18 protein-coding genes are annotated in these 17281 nt (G+C 58.3%); 17 read left to right on the plus strand and 1 reads right to left on the minus strand.

Annotated features, from left to right (window positions below):
* The first annotated feature begins 2 nt into the window (after nucleotides 1–2).
* The 8 genes from iscU to sseB all read left to right on the plus strand — a co-directional run bounded on the left by iscU (nucleotide 3) and on the right by sseB (nucleotide 6341).
* Nucleotides 3–389: a Fe-S cluster assembly scaffold IscU gene (gene iscU / locus VSX58_RS10675; protein WP_327618041.1), complete on the plus strand. Its 387-nt coding sequence runs from the start codon at nucleotides 3–5 to the stop codon at nucleotides 387–389.
* A gap of 15 nt (nucleotides 390–404) precedes the next feature.
* Nucleotides 405–728 carry an iron-sulfur cluster assembly protein IscA gene (gene iscA / locus VSX58_RS10680; RefSeq protein WP_327615973.1) on the plus strand — a complete coding sequence of 108 codons (324 nt, stop codon included), beginning with the start codon at nucleotides 405–407 and terminating at the stop codon, nucleotides 726–728.
* A 199-nt stretch (nucleotides 729–927) separates the two neighbouring features.
* On the plus strand, nucleotides 928–1446 hold the full coding sequence (gene hscB / locus VSX58_RS10685; RefSeq protein ID WP_327618042.1) for a co-chaperone HscB: 519 nt from the start codon (nucleotides 928–930) through the stop codon (nucleotides 1444–1446).
* Between the two features lie 81 nt (nucleotides 1447–1527).
* The gene (gene hscA / locus VSX58_RS10690; protein WP_327618043.1) at nucleotides 1528–3378 is read left to right on the plus strand and encodes a Fe-S protein assembly chaperone HscA; all 1851 of its coding nucleotides are present in this window, start codon (nucleotides 1528–1530) and stop codon (nucleotides 3376–3378) included.
* A gap of 2 nt (nucleotides 3379–3380) precedes the next feature.
* The gene (gene fdx / locus VSX58_RS10695; protein WP_327615976.1) at nucleotides 3381–3716 is read left to right on the plus strand and encodes an ISC system 2Fe-2S type ferredoxin; all 336 of its coding nucleotides are present in this window, start codon (nucleotides 3381–3383) and stop codon (nucleotides 3714–3716) included.
* 15 nt (nucleotides 3717–3731) lie between these two features.
* Nucleotides 3732–3932: a Fe-S cluster assembly protein IscX gene (gene iscX / locus VSX58_RS10700; protein WP_327615977.1), complete on the plus strand. Its 201-nt coding sequence runs from the start codon at nucleotides 3732–3734 to the stop codon at nucleotides 3930–3932.
* A 194-nt stretch (nucleotides 3933–4126) separates the two neighbouring features.
* Nucleotides 4127–5422, plus strand: a complete 1296-nt coding sequence (pepB, locus tag VSX58_RS10705; RefSeq protein WP_327618044.1) for an aminopeptidase PepB — start codon at nucleotides 4127–4129, stop codon at nucleotides 5420–5422.
* Nucleotides 5423–5543: 121 nt separating this feature from the next.
* Nucleotides 5544–6341 carry an enhanced serine sensitivity protein SseB gene (sseB, locus tag VSX58_RS10710; RefSeq protein ID WP_327618045.1) on the plus strand — a complete coding sequence of 266 codons (798 nt, stop codon included), beginning with the start codon at nucleotides 5544–5546 and terminating at the stop codon, nucleotides 6339–6341.
* Nucleotides 6342–6440: 99 nt separating this feature from the next.
* Here the strand turns inward: sseB and sseA are convergent, their stop codons facing one another.
* The gene (gene sseA / locus VSX58_RS10715) at nucleotides 6441–7292 is read right to left on the minus strand and encodes a 3-mercaptopyruvate sulfurtransferase (protein WP_327618046.1); all 852 of its coding nucleotides are present in this window, start codon (nucleotides 7290–7292) and stop codon (nucleotides 6441–6443) included.
* 307 nt (nucleotides 7293–7599) lie between these two features.
* Between sseA and ndk the strand changes: the two genes are divergently transcribed.
* From ndk to der, 9 genes are all read left to right on the plus strand, one after another.
* Nucleotides 7600–8028 carry a nucleoside-diphosphate kinase gene (gene ndk, locus VSX58_RS10720; protein WP_327618047.1) on the plus strand — a complete coding sequence of 143 codons (429 nt, stop codon included), beginning with the start codon at nucleotides 7600–7602 and terminating at the stop codon, nucleotides 8026–8028.
* Between the two features lie 135 nt (nucleotides 8029–8163).
* Nucleotides 8164–9360: a bifunctional tRNA (adenosine(37)-C2)-methyltransferase TrmG/ribosomal RNA large subunit methyltransferase RlmN gene (locus VSX58_RS10725; protein WP_327618048.1), complete on the plus strand. Its 1197-nt coding sequence runs from the start codon at nucleotides 8164–8166 to the stop codon at nucleotides 9358–9360.
* A gap of 145 nt (nucleotides 9361–9505) precedes the next feature.
* Complete coding sequence (gene pilW, locus VSX58_RS10730; protein ID WP_327618049.1) at nucleotides 9506–10261, plus strand: type IV pilus biogenesis/stability protein PilW; 756 nt, start codon at nucleotides 9506–9508, stop codon at nucleotides 10259–10261.
* On the plus strand, nucleotides 10251–11207 hold the full coding sequence (gene rodZ / locus VSX58_RS10735; RefSeq protein ID WP_327618050.1) for a cytoskeleton protein RodZ: 957 nt from the start codon (nucleotides 10251–10253) through the stop codon (nucleotides 11205–11207). The genes pilW and rodZ overlap by 11 nt, the downstream gene beginning before the upstream one ends.
* Nucleotides 11208–11249: 42 nt before the next feature.
* Nucleotides 11250–12371: a flavodoxin-dependent (E)-4-hydroxy-3-methylbut-2-enyl-diphosphate synthase gene (gene ispG, locus VSX58_RS10740; protein ID WP_327613455.1), complete on the plus strand. Its 1122-nt coding sequence runs from the start codon at nucleotides 11250–11252 to the stop codon at nucleotides 12369–12371.
* Between the two features lie 137 nt (nucleotides 12372–12508).
* The gene (gene hisS, locus VSX58_RS10745; RefSeq protein WP_327618051.1) at nucleotides 12509–13783 is read left to right on the plus strand and encodes a histidine--tRNA ligase; all 1275 of its coding nucleotides are present in this window, start codon (nucleotides 12509–12511) and stop codon (nucleotides 13781–13783) included.
* Nucleotides 13784–13796: 13 nt separating this feature from the next.
* Nucleotides 13797–14417, plus strand: coding sequence for a YfgM family protein (locus VSX58_RS10750; RefSeq protein WP_327618052.1), 621 nt, complete (start codon nucleotides 13797–13799; stop codon nucleotides 14415–14417).
* 10 nt (nucleotides 14418–14427) lie between these two features.
* Nucleotides 14428–15609 (plus strand): outer membrane protein assembly factor BamB, encoded by a 1182-nt coding sequence (bamB, locus tag VSX58_RS10755; RefSeq protein WP_327613452.1) that lies wholly within the window; start codon nucleotides 14428–14430, stop codon nucleotides 15607–15609.
* 144 nt (nucleotides 15610–15753) lie between these two features.
* Nucleotides 15754–17247: a ribosome biogenesis GTPase Der gene (der, locus tag VSX58_RS10760; RefSeq protein WP_327618053.1), complete on the plus strand. Its 1494-nt coding sequence runs from the start codon at nucleotides 15754–15756 to the stop codon at nucleotides 17245–17247.
* The last annotated feature ends 34 nt before the right edge of the window (nucleotides 17248–17281 follow it).

The raw sequence follows: 17281 nt of genomic DNA on the forward strand, positions 1-17281 counted from the left end.
TTATGGCTTACAGCGAAAAAGTAATTGATCACTATGAAAATCCACGCAATGTAGGATCGTTCGACAATGCGGATCCGAACATTGGCAGCGGCATGGTCGGCGCGCCGGCCTGCGGCGACGTCATGAAGCTGCAGATCAAGGTCAACAATGAGGGCATCATCGAAGATGCGCGTTTTAAAACCTATGGCTGCGGCTCCGCCATCGCATCCAGCTCGCTGGTCACCGAGTGGGTGAAAGGCAAATCGCTCAACGAAGCCGAAGCGATTAAAAACACCCAGATCGCCGAAGAGCTTGAGCTGCCGCCGGTGAAAATCCACTGCTCCATTCTGGCGGAAGACGCCATCAAGGCGGCGATCGCCGACTATAAAAGTAAACGTGAAGCCAAGTAAATCGCCGAGGTCGTTATGTCAATTTCTTTGAGCGACAGCGCCGCGCAACGGGTAAACGCGTTTCTGACTAACCGGGGCAAGGGCATCGGCCTGCGTCTTGGCGTACGGACATCGGGCTGTTCCGGTATGGCGTATGTGCTGGAATTTGTCGATGACGTAAACGCGGATGACGTGATATTCGAAGATAAAGGCGTTAAGGTCATTATTGACGGCAAAAGCCTGGTCTATCTTGATGGCACCGAGCTGGATTTCGTCAAGGAAGGATTGAACGAAGGCTTTAAGTTCAATAATCCCAACGTCACCGGCGAATGCGGCTGCGGTGAAAGTTTTAACGTTTGACCACTTCTCCGGGCATTCTCTGCTTCTTCCTACCGGGGAGAAGCGGAGGCAATGGTCGAATGCAGGTCACTTAAGCCGGTTTTTAGGGGAAACACAGGGGGAGGTTCCCGTCGGGACGCCTTACTCTGTTGGCCGCCCCGTGTATCGATGCTTAAACGATCGGCATTAGGCGATGACTCCGGATCCCTCAGAGCACGCTATGGATTACTTTACTTTGTTCGGACTGCCTATTCGCTACGATGTGGATGGCGGTCTGCTGGTTTCCCGTTTTCAGGATCTGCAACGGCGGTTTCACCCCGACCGTTTCGCCGCCAGCCCGGAAAAGGAGCGCATGCTGGCGTTACAGCAGGCGGCGACGATCAATAATGCCTATCAAACGCTGAAACATCCGCTGAAACGCGCGGAGTATATGCTATCTTTGCACGGTTTCGATTTAAGCAGTGAACAGCATACGTTGCGCGACACCGCGTTTTTGCTGGAACAGCTCGAATTGCGCGAGGAGCTGGACGCCATCGCGCGGCATGACGATGCCGAAGCGGAACTGGCGCGGTTCGCCGATCGGCTGCGCGCCATGCTGGCGGCGCGCGACGGGCAAATGCGCGCTGAATTGGACGGCGAGGCGTGGGCGGATGCCGCGGATACCGCGCGCAAACTGCGTTTTTTAGACAAACTCCAGCAGCAGGTTGAACAACTCGAAGAACAATTGCTGGACAGGTAAGTTTTTAATCCGGCAGGGAAAGCGGCGCCGTTCAGGCATCGTGCGCCGCGTTTCCCGCCAGCCAATTGATGGAAGCTCAATATGGCCCTATTACAAATCAGCGAGCCGGGACTCAGCGCGGCGCCGCACCAGCGGCGTTTGGCGGTCGGCATCGATTTAGGCACCACGAATTCTCTGGTCGCCACCGTACGCAGCGGCGAGGCGCAAACCCTGAAAGACGACGAAGGGCGCGAGCTCCTGCCGTCGGTCGTCTATTATCACGCCGCGGGGCATGAGGTGGGTTGGAGCGCCCGCGCAAAGGCGGCGCGCGATCCCGCCAATACCGTCAGTTCGGTAAAACGAATGATGGGACGCTCTCTGGCCGATATCCAGCAGCGTTATCCGCATTTGCCCTATCGATATCAGGCCAGCGAAAACGGCCTGCCTTTAATACAAACGCCGGCCGGAAATATGAATCCGGTGCAGGTTTCGGCGGATATTCTCTGCGCGCTGGCGCAGCGGGCAGAGCAAGCGCTGGGCGGCGCGCCGGATGGCGCGGTGATTACCGTGCCCGCCTATTTTGACGACGCGCAGCGTCAGGGCACCAAAGACGCCGCCCGTCTGGCCGGTCTGCATGTTTTGCGCCTGCTCAACGAGCCGACGGCGGCGGCCATCGCCTATGGACTGGATTGCGCTAAGGAAGGGGTGATCGCCGTTTACGATCTGGGCGGCGGCACCTTTGATATCTCGGTGCTGCGTTTAAGCCGCGGCGTGTTTGAAGTGCTGGCGACCGGAGGCGACTCCGCGCTGGGGGGCGATGATTTCGACAATCTCCTGGCGGAGTGGCTGCGCGAGCAGGCCGGTATCAACTCCCGCGACGATCGTCGTTTGCAGCATAGGCTGCGCGAGGTCGCGATTCAGGCCAAGATCGCATTGAGCTCGGCGCCGTCGGCGCGGGTCGAGGTGGCGGGCTGGCAAGGCGACGTCACGCGCGCGCAGTTGGACGCGCTGATTGCGCCGTTGGTTAAGCGCACGCTGCTCTCCTGTCGTCGCACCCTGAAAGATGCGGGCGTCGCGCCGGATGAAGTGCGGGAAGTGGTGATGGTGGGCGGTTCTACCCGCGTGCCGCTGGTCCGCGAACAGGTCGGCGTGTTCTTTGGCCGAACGCCGCTGACCTCTATCGATCCCGATAAAGTGGTGGCGATCGGCGCCGCCATTCAGGCCGATATTCTGGTGGGCAACAAGCCGGACAGCGAAATGCTGCTGCTGGATGTTATTCCGCTGTCGCTGGGGCTGGAAACGATGGGCGGCCTGGTGGAGAAAGTGATCCCGCGCAATACCACCATTCCGGTGGCCAGAGCGCAGGAGTTCACCACCTTCAAAGACGGCCAAAGCGGGATGATGATCCATGTTTTGCAGGGCGAGCGCGAGCTGGTTCAGGACTGTCGTTCGCTCGGGCGTTTCTCTTTGCGCGGCTTACCGCCGCTGCCCGCGGGCGGCGCACATATTCGCGTCACATTTCAGGTGGATGCTGACGGTCTGTTGAGCGTGACGGCGATGGAAAAATCCACCGGCGTGGAGGCCTCGATTCAGGTCAAGCCTTCTTACGGGCTGAGCGATACGGAGGTCGCGACCATGATTCAGGACTCCATGCTGAATGCGCAGCAGGACGTCGGCGCGCGAATGTTGGCCGAGCAGCGGGTCGAGGCGGCGCGGGTGCTGGAAAGCCTGCAGAATGCGCTGGCGGCAGACGGCGATTTGCTGACCGCTGATGAAAAAACGCTCATCGACGCGGCGTCCGAACAGGTACGGCAGGCGATGGCGGAAACGGATGCGCCGGCGATTGAAGCCGCAATAAAAAAATTAGATCAACAAACCCAGGGTTTTGCCGCCCGTCGGATGGATTCCTCTATTCGCCGCGCGCTGGCCGGCCACTCTGTGGACGAGGTTTAAACATGCCTAAGATTGTTTTTCTGCCTCATCAGGATCTCTGTCCTGAAGGGGCGGTTTTGGAAGCGGAACGCGGGGAAACCATTTTGGATGCGGCCCTGCGCAACGGAATTGAAATCGAGCATGCCTGCGAGAAATCCTGCGCTTGTACCACCTGTCACTGTATTGTGCGCGAAGGTTTCGACTCTTTAGCGGAAAGTACGGAAGACGAAGATGACATGCTGGATAAGGCCTGGGGACTTGAGCCGGAAAGCCGGTTAGGGTGTCAGGCGCGTATAGCGGGCGAGGATTTGGTGGTTGAAATTCCTCGCTACACGATTAATCATGCTCGTGAACACTAACGGACAGGAGTGACTATGGGATTGAAATGGACGGACAGCCGCGCAATTGGCGAAGCGCTTTATGATCGCTATCCTGATGTCGATCCGCAAACCGTTCGTTTTACCGATATGCACCAATGGATTTGCGATCTGGAAGAGTTTGACGATCTTCCCGACGCTTCCAGTGAAAAAATTCTGGAAGCGATCCTGTTGGTTTGGTTAGATGAAGCGGATTAATTGACGATACGGGCTGCCGACGGTGGCCCGTTTATTTTTTGCGATCGCGCAAAAGTAATCTATACCCGAACGCTGGTCGCCCCGTGTATCTCGATCTGACAGACGGGTTTGTTGGCAAATTCAAAAACGCTGTGGCGTTTTTGCCCTGCAACGCGAATTGTTTAGGGTATAAGGAATAATCCTGGAGCAGAATTATGACAAGCGAAGCTATGCTGATATCACTCTCCAATCAACCCGCTGATGCGCGCTGGGGTGAAAAAGCGCCGTTAAGCGTGAACGAGCGGGGATTTACTATCCATTTGAACGGCGCGTCTCCTCTGGCGGCCGTGCAACGTGCGGCCCGCAAAATAGATGGTCAGGGGATCAAGCATGTGAAGCTGGCCGGCGACGGCTGGGATCTGGAAAGCTGTTGGGCGTTTTGGCAGGGTTTCCGGGCGCCGAAAGGCAAACGGACGGTTGAATGGCCGGAGCTGAGCGAGGCCGACAGGAAAGAGCTGGACGATCGCCTCAAGATCGTCGACTGGGTACGCGATACCATCAACCTGCCGGCGGAAGATCTGGGGCCGGAACAGTTGGCGACCCGGGCGATCGATCTGCTGCACGATGTCGGCGGCGAGGCGATCGGCTATCGGATCACCAAAGGCGACGATCTGCGCGAGCAAAACTACGCCGGTATTCATACCGTGGGCCGGGGATCCGAGCGCGCTCCGGTGCTGCTGGCGCTGGATTACAACCCGACGGATAACCCGGATGCGCCGGTGTTCGCCTGTCTGGTCGGCAAAGGCATCACCTTTGATACCGGCGGCTACAGCCTGAAGCCCAGCAGCTTTATGGACTCGATGAAGTCGGACATGGGCGGCGCGGCGACGGTAACCGGCGCGCTGGCGCTGGCGATTGCCCGCGGGCTGAAACGGCGCGTCAAAATGTATCTGTGCTGCGCCGACAATATGGTGAGCGGCAATGCGTTCAAGCTGGGCGACATCATCCGCTACCGCAACGGCAAGAGCGTTGAGGTGATGAATACCGACGCGGAAGGGCGTCTGGTGCTGGCCGACGGGCTGATTGACGCCAGCGAACAGAATCCGCAGCTGATCGTCGACTGCGCTACCCTGACCGGCGCGGCCAAGACGGCGCTGGGCAACGACTACCACGCGTTGTTTAGCTTTGACGATGAGCTGGTCGCGGCGTTGCAGCGCAGCGCCAAACAGGAAGGCGAACCGTTCTGGCGTTTGCCGCTGGAGGAGTTTCACCGCAGCCACTTGCCCTCGAACTTTGCGGATTTAAACAACATCGCCAGCGCGGCCCACAGCGCCGGCGCCAGCACGGCCGCCGCGTTCCTGTCCCACTTTGTGAAAAATTATCAACAAGGCTGGCTGCACATCGACTGTTCCGCCACCTACCGGAAAGGGGCGGTAGAGCAGTGGGCGACCGGCGCGACCGGGCTAGGCGTGCGGACGCTGGCGAACTTGCTGTTAAGCAAGGCCGAGTAGATTCCGGCGTCCGTTTCCCGTTATGCCCGCGCAGGCGGGCATCTTCGGCGATGCCGCCGCGCCAGGCGTATCGAGCGGGAGATGGGTTCTCCTGTTTGCCAACGATGATTTGAGGACCGATATGGATTTTTCACCGCAAAACAAACTGGAAGAGCTCCTGGTTCTGGCGGCGGCCGAGCCGGCGCACCGGCCGGCGTTTTTCCAGGAACTGATGGACGCCACGGTATGTATACTGGGGCGCAGCGACGAGCTGGCCGCAGAGGGGGAGCAGGTCTTGGCGGCCGGCGGCAATGTCGAGATTCAGCACTGGGAAAAAGCCGACGGTGCGTCAGCCATTCCTTTTTTCTCTTCGCTGGCCGCGCTGCAGCTGGCGGTGACGGAAGAGGCGTCGTTTTTAGCCTTGCCGGCGCGCTCGCTGTTCGAGCTGACGCTGGGCGCGACGCTGTTCCTCAACCCGAATCTGCCTTACGGCAAAGAGTTCCTGCCGCAGGAAGTGGAGCATATGCTCTCTGGCGAGGGCCATGGCTTCGTGCGGCAGAGGGTGGTTGAGGAAGATACCGAAGTGTTGCTCAGTCAGCCCGCCGAAATGCCGGCGCAGATGATCGATTCATTAACGCAGTTATTGCCCAAATACCGGCATGTTCGCCGGGCGTTTCTGGCGCAGATTCATGAGGCCGGCGAGCGGGAGCCGCATCTGCTGATCGGGCTGGATGTCGATGGCGGTGATGCGGAAGAGGTTATTCGCGCCGCCGGCAGCGTCGCCAGCGACACCCTGCCCGACGAACGGCCCGTCGATTTATGCCTGGTTAAAGAGGGCGAGTCAGGCGTCAGCCACTATATGACGAAACATACCACGCCTTTCTATGAACGTAAGTGGGGCAGCTTTCTGCGGGAGTTTAAAGGCGTGGGAAGAGCCTGAAAAGATAGGCATCCCCAGCGCGCGATGAGAGGCGCAGTCGGCCTCGCCGCCGCGTATCCTCGACGGAATTAAGCGGGCGGCATTAACGCTTCGGTCGGCTTAATCCCGCGCGATCGGCAGATCGTCCCGCCCGCCCCATTCGCTCCACGAGCCGTCGTACAGGGCGACATCCTGAGCGTTGAGCTGCGTTAACGCCAGCACCACAACGGCGGCGGTGACGCCGGAACCGCAGCTGACGACGGCCGGCCGGTTTAGGTCCACGCCCTGCTTACGCAGGATCATCGCCAGCTCGTCGCTGGGTTTCAGCGCGCCGTCGACCACCAGATCGTTCCAGGGAACGTTAAGGCTGCCGGGGATACGGCCGCGATGCAGGCCTGGGCGCGGTTCGTCAACTTCCCCTCTAAAACGGGCCTCCGGGCGGGCATCGATAATTTGCGCCGAGTCATGCTCAACTATCGCCAATACGTCGTTACGCCGGCGAATCGCGGAGGCATCCAGGCGTGGCGAGAATGTCTGCGGCGAACGTTCAACATCTCCCTGTTCCAACGGCAGATTTTGGCTTTTCCAACCGGCCAGTCCGCCGCTCAGAATCGATATCCGCTGCGCGCCGAAGGTGCGCAGCATCCACCAGGCGCGGGGCGCGGAAAACAGATTTCCCTCGTCGTAAATGACGATATGTCGCCGCTCGCTGATGCCCAGCCGCCCCATCGCGCGCGCGAAGTCATCGCCGTCGGGCAGCATATGCGGCAGGTCGCTACGCTGGTCGGATAAGGTTTCAATATCAAAAAAAACCGCGCCGGGTAAATGTCCGGCGCGGTATTCGGCGTGAATATCACGGGTGGTTTCACCCGGCGGCAGCATACGGGCGTCGATAAGCGTGATATCGCTGTCGTCAAGGCGTGCGGCAAGCCAGTCGGCGGAAACGAACCGTACGGATGAAGATGCTGACATAGAGCCCCCAGGCAGAGGCTGAAGGAGCCAGCCCCGATGTGAATGATGCGGCCATTGTCAGCGATTTTATCCGTTACGACAAGTACGGGCCCGCCGTCCGACGCCGCGCTTGCCGGCCGGTTTGCATCGCGTAGGGAATAAACCTGGAAAATAAGGTAGGGGAGAAGATAATATTTTTTTAATAAAATGTTATTTCTTCGGTAGGCAAGCGGTTATGCCCACCCTATAATTTGCGCCGCTTTTGTTGTTGGTCAGAATTATTATTCTTTCAATCCGGCGTTACCGACAGTTATTGAACGAGGTCAATATGACGATAGAACGTACCTTTTCCATCGTAAAACCGAATGCTGTGGCAAAGAACGCCATCGGCGCGATTTACGCGCGTTTTGAAAGCGCGGGATTTAACATTGTGGCGGCCAAAATGCTGCATTTGACGCGCGAACAGGCCGAAGGCTTTTACGCCGAACACCGGGGCAAACCGTTTTTCGACGGCCTGGTTGCGTTCATGATATCGGGCCCGATCATGGTGCAGGTGCTGGAAGGCGAAAATGCGGTGCAGCGTAACCGCGACATCATGGGCGCGACTAACCCGGCTAACGCGCTGGCGGGCACGCTGCGCGCCGATTACGCCGACAGCCTGACGGAGAACGCGGTGCACGGTTCGGACTCCATCGAATCCGCGCAGCGCGAAATCGCCTATTTCTTCAGCGCCGATGAGATTTTTCCGCGCAATTAATTCCGCGCGCCGCTGGTCTGACGCTACTAAACTTTGTACAATGCGGCGCCCCGGCGGGTCTGCGCTTTGTCCGGGGCGCTTTTTATCATCCTTCTTACGAGCCATAACGTGTAATAACGAGGCCAAGAGTCTTTTATGTCCGAACACATCGTGTCTGAAAACGCCGTATCTGAAATTTCACCGGCGTCCGCCGTCGCTATCGAGCCCGCCAAACCTGCGCTGGAAAAAGTCAACCTGCTGGATCTGAACCGTCCGCAAATGCGGGAGTTTTTTGCCTCTTTGGGGGAAAAACCCTTCCGCGCCGATCAGGTGATGAAGTGGATCTATCACTATTGCTGTGATGATTTCTCCCAGATGACGGATATCAACAAAGCGTTTCGCGCCAAACTGCAAGAGGTCGCCGAAATCCGCGCGCCGGAAGTGGTGGCGGAGCAGCGCTCCTCCGACGGCACCATCAAGTGGGCGATTCTGGTCGGCGGCCAGCGTGTGGAAACCGTCTATATTCCGGAAGAGGACCGAGCGACGCTGTGCGTCTCTTCCCAGGTCGGCTGCGCGCTGGAGTGCAAATTCTGTTCAACCGCCCAGCAGGGCTTTAACCGCAACCTGCGGGTTTCCGAAATTATCGGCCAGGTGTGGCGCGCGGCGAAAACCATCGGCGCGTTTAAGGTCACCGGCCAGCGCCCGATCACCAACGTAGTGATGATGGGAATGGGGGAGCCGCTGCTTAACCTGACCAACGTGGTGCCGGCGATGGAGATCATGCTGGATGATTTCGGTTTCGGTTTGTCGAAGCGTCGCGTCACGCTGTCGACCTCCGGCGTGGTGCCGGCGCTGGATAAGCTGGGCGATATGATCGACGTAGCTCTGGCGATCTCCCTGCACGCGCCGAACGATGAAATTCGTAACGAAATCATGCCGCTTAATAAGAAATACAATATCGAAACCTTTTTGAGCGCGGTGCGGCGTTATCTGGAGAAGTCCAACGCCAATCAGGGGCGGGTGACGGTGGAATACGTGATGCTGGACCATATCAACGATGGAACGGAGCATGCGCACCAGTTGGCCGAATGTCTGAAAGACACGCCGTGCAAGATTAACCTGATTCCCTGGAATCCGTTCCCCGGCGCGCCCTATGGCTGCAGTTCGAACAGCCGGGTCAATCGTTTCTCCAAAGTGCTTATGGAATATGGTTTTACCACCATTGTGCGTAAAACGCGCGGCGACGATATCGACGCCGCCTGCGGTCAGCTTGCCGGCGAAGTGGTGGACAGAACCAAACGTACGCTAAAGAAAAAAATGGCGGGTGAACCTATCTCGGTTAAAACGGTCTGATACCTGATAGTCCGCGCGATAGCCGGGCGGCGATGATGCGCTAATCGCCTAGACCCGCAGGGGATGGCTGCGGCCAGACGCGGATTAAGGTAACATAGCCGCCGATATGCTCGGCCGGGACGACAATGGAAGGAAGTCAGGCGTGATGCGACAGGTAACACAGGGAAGGGGACGGCCGCTGGTTTTCGCCGCCGTTTTGTTGGCCGGCTGCGGCCATTCGTCCGGTGAAAAGGCCGATGCGGCGGCAGCGCAGACCCGCTTGCAGCTGGGGTTGGAGTATCTGGCGCGCAATAACCTCGACGCCGCTCGCCAAAATTTCGCCAAAGCGCTGGAGGCCGCGCCGCAAGACTACCGCACGCAGTTAGGCATGGCGCTTTACGAGCAGCGGGTGGGCGAAAACCAGGCGGCGGAACAGCGTTATCGGCTCGCGTTGCGGCTAGCGCCGGGAAACGGCGACGTAATGAATAATTACGGTGCGTTTCTGTGTAGTTTAGGGCAGTATGTGGCGGCGCAGCGGCAGTTCAGCGCGGCAGCCCGACTCCCCGATTACCATCAGGTCGCCGATGCGTTGGAGAATGCAGGTTATTGCTTTTTCAAAGCCGGTCAAAATGATAATGCGCGCAGCGTATTGAACCGGGCGCTGAGGTATGATCCAGCAAAAGGCTTCATGTTGTTAACAGAAGCGGATAAGCAGTTTTCCGCCGGACGGTACCAGCAGGCTCAATGGCTGCTGGACGTTTATCAGCATACTCTCCCGGCCAGCGCCGAGAGTTTATGGTTACAGATTCGTTTCGCCGCGCTGGCGGGTCATGATGACGACATCGAACGTTATGGCAAATCGCTGGCGCGAAGTTTTCCACAATCCAAACAGTACCAGCAGTTCTTAGCTAATGAATACTGAAGCCACTCAAGATAATACAGCACCAACCATTCCCGGCGAACGTCTTCGTCAGGCGCGTGAACGTCTGGGATTGACCCAGCAACTCGTTGCTGAACGTTTGTGTCTTAAGCTCTCCATCGTGCGTGAAATCGAAGAAGGCAACGCGCCGGCTAATTTGGCGCCGACGTTTTTACGCGGCTATATCCGTTCTTATGCGAAGCTGGTCCATGTATCGGAAGGCGAATTGCTGCCCATGCTGGATAAGCATGTGGTTCCCAAGGCGTCCAATGTGGCGCCGATGCAGAGCTTTTCTTTGGGAAAAAGCCGCAAGAAACGCGATGGCTGGCTAATGACCTTCACCTGGCTGGTGGTCATCATCGTTCTGGGGCTGACCGGCGCCTGGTGGTGGCAAAATCATCAGGCGCAGCAGCAGGAAATCAACAGTATGGTCGATCATGCCGCCTCGATGCAGACCGCGAGCGAGGGGCAGGATGTGCCGTTGATGGATAATAGCGACGCGCAGGATCCGGCCGTCTCCGCCGACGCGCCTTCCGCCCCGACGGATGCGCCGCTGAGCGCGGACAGCGCGGCGCAGACGCCGGCTCAGCCCGAGATCGCGCCGGCCGCGCCGACGGCCTCCGCGCCGCAGCCATCGGCGGCGAATGCGAACCCGAGCGCGCCGCCGCCGGCCGCAGGCGATGCGCCTTCGCCGGTCGCCGCGGCGCAAGCGCTGGTGATGAATTTCAGCGCCGATTGCTGGCTGGAAGTGACGGACGCCAGCGGGAAAAAACTGTTCAGCGGGATGCAGCGTAACGGCGGCTCCCTGAATTTGAGCGGTCAGGCGCCTTATCATCTGAAAATCGGCGCGCCCGCCGCGGTACAGATTCAATATCAAGGTAAACCGGTCGATTTAAGCCGGTTCGTAAGAAGCAATCAGGTTGCACGTCTGACGCTGGCGGCGGAATAAGCCAGACGCTACCCGCGATGTTGCAATTTTGGAGAAGAAGTAATGCATAACGCAGCACCCATCACCCGTCGGAAATCAAAGCGGATTTACGTCGGCAAGGTGCCTATTGGGGATGGCGCGCCGATTGCGGTGCAGTCTATGACCAATACCCGAACCACTGATGTTGAAGCGACGGTTAATCAAATCAAATCACTGGAACGCGTCGGTGTTGATATTGTGCGTGTTTCCGTTCCAACCATGGACGCGGCGGAAGCGTTCAAGCTCATTAAACAGCAGGTGAACGTCCCGCTGGTGGCCGATATCCATTTCGACTACCGCATCGCGTTAAAAGTCGCCGAGTACGGCGTCGACTGCCTGCGCATCAATCCGGGCAATATCGGCAACGAAGAGCGCATTCGCGCCGTCGTCGATTGCGCGCGGGATAAAAATATTCCCATCCGCATCGGCGTTAACGGCGGCTCCCTGGAAAAGGATCTGCAGGAAAAGTACGGCGAGCCTACGCCGGAAGCCCTGCTGGAGTCCGCCATGCGTCACGTCGATATCCTCGATCGTCTCAACTTCGACCGTTTCAAGGTCAGCGTAAAGGCGTCCGACGTTTTTCTGGCCGTGCAGTCCTATCGGTTATTGGCCGCGCGCATCGATCAGCCGCTGCATCTAGGGATCACCGAAGCCGGCGGCGCGCGCAGCGGCGCGGTCAAGTCGGCGATCGGTTTGGGAATGCTGCTGTCGGAAGGCATCGGCGATACGCTGCGTATTTCTCTGGCCGCCGATCCGGTGGAAGAAGTAAAAGTCGGTTTCGATATTCTGAAGTCGCTGCGCATCCGCTCGCGCGGCATCAATTTTATCGCCTGTCCCACCTGTTCGCGCCAGGAGTTCGATGTCATCGGCACCGTCAATGCGCTGGAACAACGCCTGGAAGATATCATTACGCCAATGGACGTATCGATTATCGGCTGCGTGGTTAACGGGCCGGGCGAGGCGCTGGTTTCCACTATCGGCGTGACCGGCGGACACAATAAGAGCGGTTTCTATGAAGACGGCGTTCGCCAGCGCGAACGTTTCGATAATGAGCGGATGATCGATCAGCTGGAGGCCAAAATTCGCGCCAAGGCTTCCATGATGGATGAAAGCCAGCGCATTACGATAAATCTGGTTGATAAATAACCGCTCCGGCGCGGTCTGATGCCGCCGTGCGCGGAAAGATGATTCTTGAACCCGACGGGGAGGCTCTGGCGTTGAAGATGCAGTGCCGATCCCCCTATAATCGGGTTTATTTTTTGAAAAATAGATAGAGAACTGACGTGGCAAAAAATATTCAAGCCATCCGCGGCATGAACGATTACCTGCCGGCCGATACGGCGTTGTGGCAGCGTATTGAAAACAGCCTGAAGCAGGTGCTCGGCAGCTACGGCTACAGTGAAATCCGCACGCCGATCGTTGAACAGACCGCGTTGTTTAAGCGCGCCATCGGGGAAGTGACCGATGTGGTCGAAAAAGAGATGTATACCTTCGAGGATCGCAACGGCGACAGCCTGACGCTGCGCCCTGAGAATACGGCGAGTTGCGTTCGCGCCGGTATTGAGCACGGCATCCTCTACAATCAGGAACAGCGCCTGTGGTATTGCGGGCCGATGTTCCGCCACGAGCGTCCGCAGAAGGGACGCTATCGCCAATTTCATCAGATCGGTTGCGAAGTCTTTGGCCTGCAGGGGCCGGATATCGACGCCGAACTGATTATGCTGACGGCCCGCTGGTGGCGGGTGCTGGGTATTTCGCAGCACGTCAATCTTGAATTGAACTCGATCGGCTCTCTGGAAGCGCGCGCCGTTTACCGTGAGGCGCTGATCGCTTTCCTCGAACAGCATAAAGATCGGCTTGATGAAGACTGCCTGCGCCGCATGTACACCAACCCGCTGCGCGTGCTGGATTCCAAAAACGCCCGGGTTCAGACGCTGCTGAATGACGCGCCGGTGCTTACCGACTATCTCGACGATGAGTCTCGCGCCCACTTCGCATCATTGTGTGAACTTTTAACGCAGGCTGGCATCCCATATACCGTTAATCCGCGTTTGGTTCGCGGTTTGGATTATTACAACCGTACCGTGTTCGAGTGGGTGACGAGCAGTCTGGGCGCGCAGGGCACGGTCTGTGCCGGCGGCCGTTATGACGGCATGGTCGAACAGCTGGGGGGGCATGCTACGCCGTCCGTAGGGTTTGCGATGGGCCTGGAGCGTCTGGTTCTGCTGGTGCAGTCCGTCAATCCTGAGTTTAAAGCGCTTCCCGGCGTCGACGTCTATCTGATCTCTTCAGGCGAAGGCACGCAGATTGCGGCGATGAAACTGGCGGAGACGCTGCGCGACGCACTGCCGCAGCTAAAACTGATGACCAACTACGGCGGCGGCAATTTTAAAAAGCAATTTGCCCGCGCCGACAAGTGGGGCGCCCGTATCGCGCTGGTGCTCGGCGAGAACGAAGTCGCGGCGGGTCAGGTGGTGGTTAAAAACCTGAAAAACGGCGAGCAGGATACATTGGCACAGGCTGACGTCGCCGCAAGACTGGCGACGTTGCTGGATTGAGGAGAGAGACACCGTGGAAGTCTATACCACAGAGAATGAGCAGGTTGATGCGTTACGTCGTTTCTTCGCCGAAAATGGGAAGGCGTTGGCCGTCGGTGTTGTGCTTGGTGTCGGCGCGCTGGTGGGATGGCGTTTCTGGCTGAACCATCAAAGCAATAGCGCAATGGAATCATCTACGTCATATCAGCAAATCAGCGAGCGCCTGGCGGAAGGTAAAGCCGAAGGCGTCGCCCAGGCCGAGAAGTTTTCCGCCGAGAATAAAAATAGCTATGGCGTGCTGGCGTCGCTGGAGCTGGCCCGTCACTATGCGGATCGAAAAGATTTTGCCAAAGCCGAGCAGCACCTGATTCAGGCGCAGTCCCAAACCAAAGACGCCGATCTGCTCTCTCTGGTGAACTTGCGTTTGGCGCGCGTTCAGCTGCAAGAGAACAGGGCGGATGAGGCGCTGAAGACGCTGGATGCCGTCAAGCTGGATGGCTGGGTCGCTTTGGCGGCGGAAATCCGCGGCGATGCCCTGGTCAGTAAAGGGGATAACCAGGCCGCGCGCGAAGCCTATGAAAAAGGTCTGTCCGCTAACCCGCCGCAGGCGTTACAAGCATTCCTGCGTATGAAACTGAACAACCTGTCCAGCTAAGAGGAATTCCATGCAATTGCGTAAAACACTTCTGGTAGGACTGGTTTCCGCCGCCCTGCTGAGCGGATGTTCGCTGTTTAACAGCGAGGAAGATGTCGTCACTATGTCTCCGTTGCCGACGGTGACCAATCAGTTTACGCCGACGAAAGTCTGGAGCCGTTCTGTCGGCGGCGGCATCGGCGAATTTTATTCTAATCTGCATCCCGGCTGGCAGGGCGAGCGCGTATTCGCCGCCGATCGCAAAGGAACGGTAAAAGCGCTGGATCTCGACAGCGGCGCCGAAATCTGGCGCGTCGACCTGTCCGAAAAAACCGGCTTCTTATCCGCGAACAGGCCGGCGTTATTATCCGGCGGGGTAACGGTATCGGGCAATCATGTCTATGTCGGCAGTGAAAAAGCCCAGATATTCGCCCTGAACGCCGAGGATGGCGCGGCGGTATGGCAAACCAAGGTCGCCGGCGAAGTAGTTTCGCGTCCGGTAGTCAGCGACGGTGTGGTGCTGGTTCATACCAGTAACGGAATGCTGCAGGCGTTGAATGAAGCCGACGGCGCGATTAAGTGGACGGTTAATCTGGATATGCCCACGCTGTCTCTGCGCGGCGAATCCGCGCCGGCCGTGGCTTTCGGCGCGGCTATCGTCGGCGGCGATAACGGCCGGGTGAATGCGGTGCTGATTAACCAGGGACAGTTAATCTGGCAACAGCGTATTTCACAGCCGAGCGGGGCGACGGAAATAGACCGCCTGAACGACGTCGATACCACGCCGGTTATCGCTGGCGAAGTGGTCTACGCGCTGGGCTATAACGGCAACATGACCGCGCTGGATCTGCGTTCCGGCCAGATCCTGTGGAAACGGGAGATGGGCTCGGTACATGACTTCATCGTCGACGGCGACCGTATCTATCTGGTCGATCAGAACGATCGCATCGTGGCGCTGAACACCAATGGCGGCGTGAACCTGTGGCGTCAGAGCGATCTGCTGCACCGCAACCTGACGGCGCCCGTGCTGTATAACGGCTACCTGGTGGTGGGCGACTCCGAAGGCTACCTGCACTGGCTGAACACGGCCGACGGCCGTTTTGTCGCGCAGCAGAATGTCGATAGCTCCGGTTTCCTGGGTAAACCGGTGGTCGCCAGCGATAAGCTGCTTATCCAGGCGAAAAGCGGCGAGGTTTACGCCTTCACCCGCTAGCTGAAAACGGAAATATCCGGATCCCGCCGCCTGCGGCCGCGATCCCCCAACGGCTCCTGACGGCATCAGGAGCCGTTTCGTCTTTTATCGTCAGCGAGTATGCTTGCTGTAACGTACTGAAACATAAGTAATGAGGTTGTAACAATGATACCTGTCGTCGCGCTGGTCGGACGTCCGAATGTGGGGAAATCCACGCTATTTAACCGCCTGACGCGTACGCGTGATGCCTTGGTGGCGGATTTCCCCGGGCTGACTCGCGACCGCAAGTATGGTCGTGCGGAAGTGGAAGGGAATGAATTTATTATCATCGATACCGGCGGTATCGATGGCACCGAAGACGGCGTGGAAACCCGCATGGCCGGTCAGTCGCTGATGGCGATTGAAGAGGCCGATATCGTGCTGTTTATGGTGGATGCCCGGGCGGGGCTGATGCCCGCCGATCGGGGCATCGCCCAACATCTGCGCAGCCGGCGGAAAGCCACGTTCCTGGTCGCCAATAAAACGGACGGTATCGACCCCGACGCCGTCATCGGCGATTTTTACGCCCTCGGAATGGGGGACATTTATCCGATAGCGGCGTCTCACGGGCGCGGCGTCACCTCTTTGCTGGAAAAAGCCCTGCTGCCGTTCGTACAGGACGACGCGTCCGAAGCCGTCGCGCTGACGGAAGAAGAAGAAAACGCCGCCTACTGGGCGGAGCAGCTCGGGGATGAGCAGGCTGCCGCCGAGGCGCAGGCCGAAGAAGACGACTTCGATCCTGAAACGCTGCCGATTAAGCTGGCGATTGTTGGGCGTCCCAACGTTGGCAAGTCCACGCTCACCAACCGCATTCTGGGGGAGGAACGGGTGGTGGTGTACGATATGCCGGGCACCACGCGCGACAGTATTTATATCCCGATGGTGCGCGACGAACGGGAATACGTGCTGATCGATACCGCCGGGGTGCGTAAGCGCGGCAAGGTGACCGATACGGTCGAAAAGTTCTCGGTGATTAAAACGCTACAGGCGATTGAAGACGCCAACGTCGTGATGCTGGTTATTGATGCCCGCGAAGGCATTGCCGATCAGGATCTTTCGCTATTGGGCTTTATCCTCAATAGCGGGCGTTCGCTGGTGATTGTGGTCAACAAATGGGACGGCCTGTCGCAGGATGTCCGCGAGCAGGTGAAGGAAACGCTGGATTTCCGCCTCGGTTTTATCGATTTCGCCCGTATTCATTTCATCTCCGCCCTGCACGGCAGCGGCGTGGGCAATCTGTTCGAGTCGGTGCTTGAAGCCTATAACTGCGCGACCCGCCGCGTGGGCACCTCCATGCTGACGCGCATTATGCAGATGGCGGTCGATGACCATCAGCCTCCGCTGGTGCGCGGCCGCCGGGTGAAGCTGAAGTACGCCCATGCGGGGGGATATAACCCGCCTATCGTGGTGATCCACGGTAACCAGGTGAAGGATTTGCCCGACGCCTACAAACGCTATCTGATGAACTACTATCGCCGTTCGCTTCAGGTGATGGGAACGCCGATCCGTATTCAGTTCAAAGAGGGGGAAAACCCCTTCGCGGATAAGCGTAATACGCTGACGCCCAATCAGCTGCGTAAGCGTAAACGTCTGATGAAGCATATTAAAAAGAGCAAATAACGCCATTGGGGCGGGCATGCGGCGCGGCCTGGCG

The organism is Brenneria populi (assembly GCF_036016195.1).
In the GTDB taxonomy this organism is placed as follows: Bacteria; Pseudomonadota; Gammaproteobacteria; order Enterobacterales; family Enterobacteriaceae; genus Brenneria; species Brenneria populi.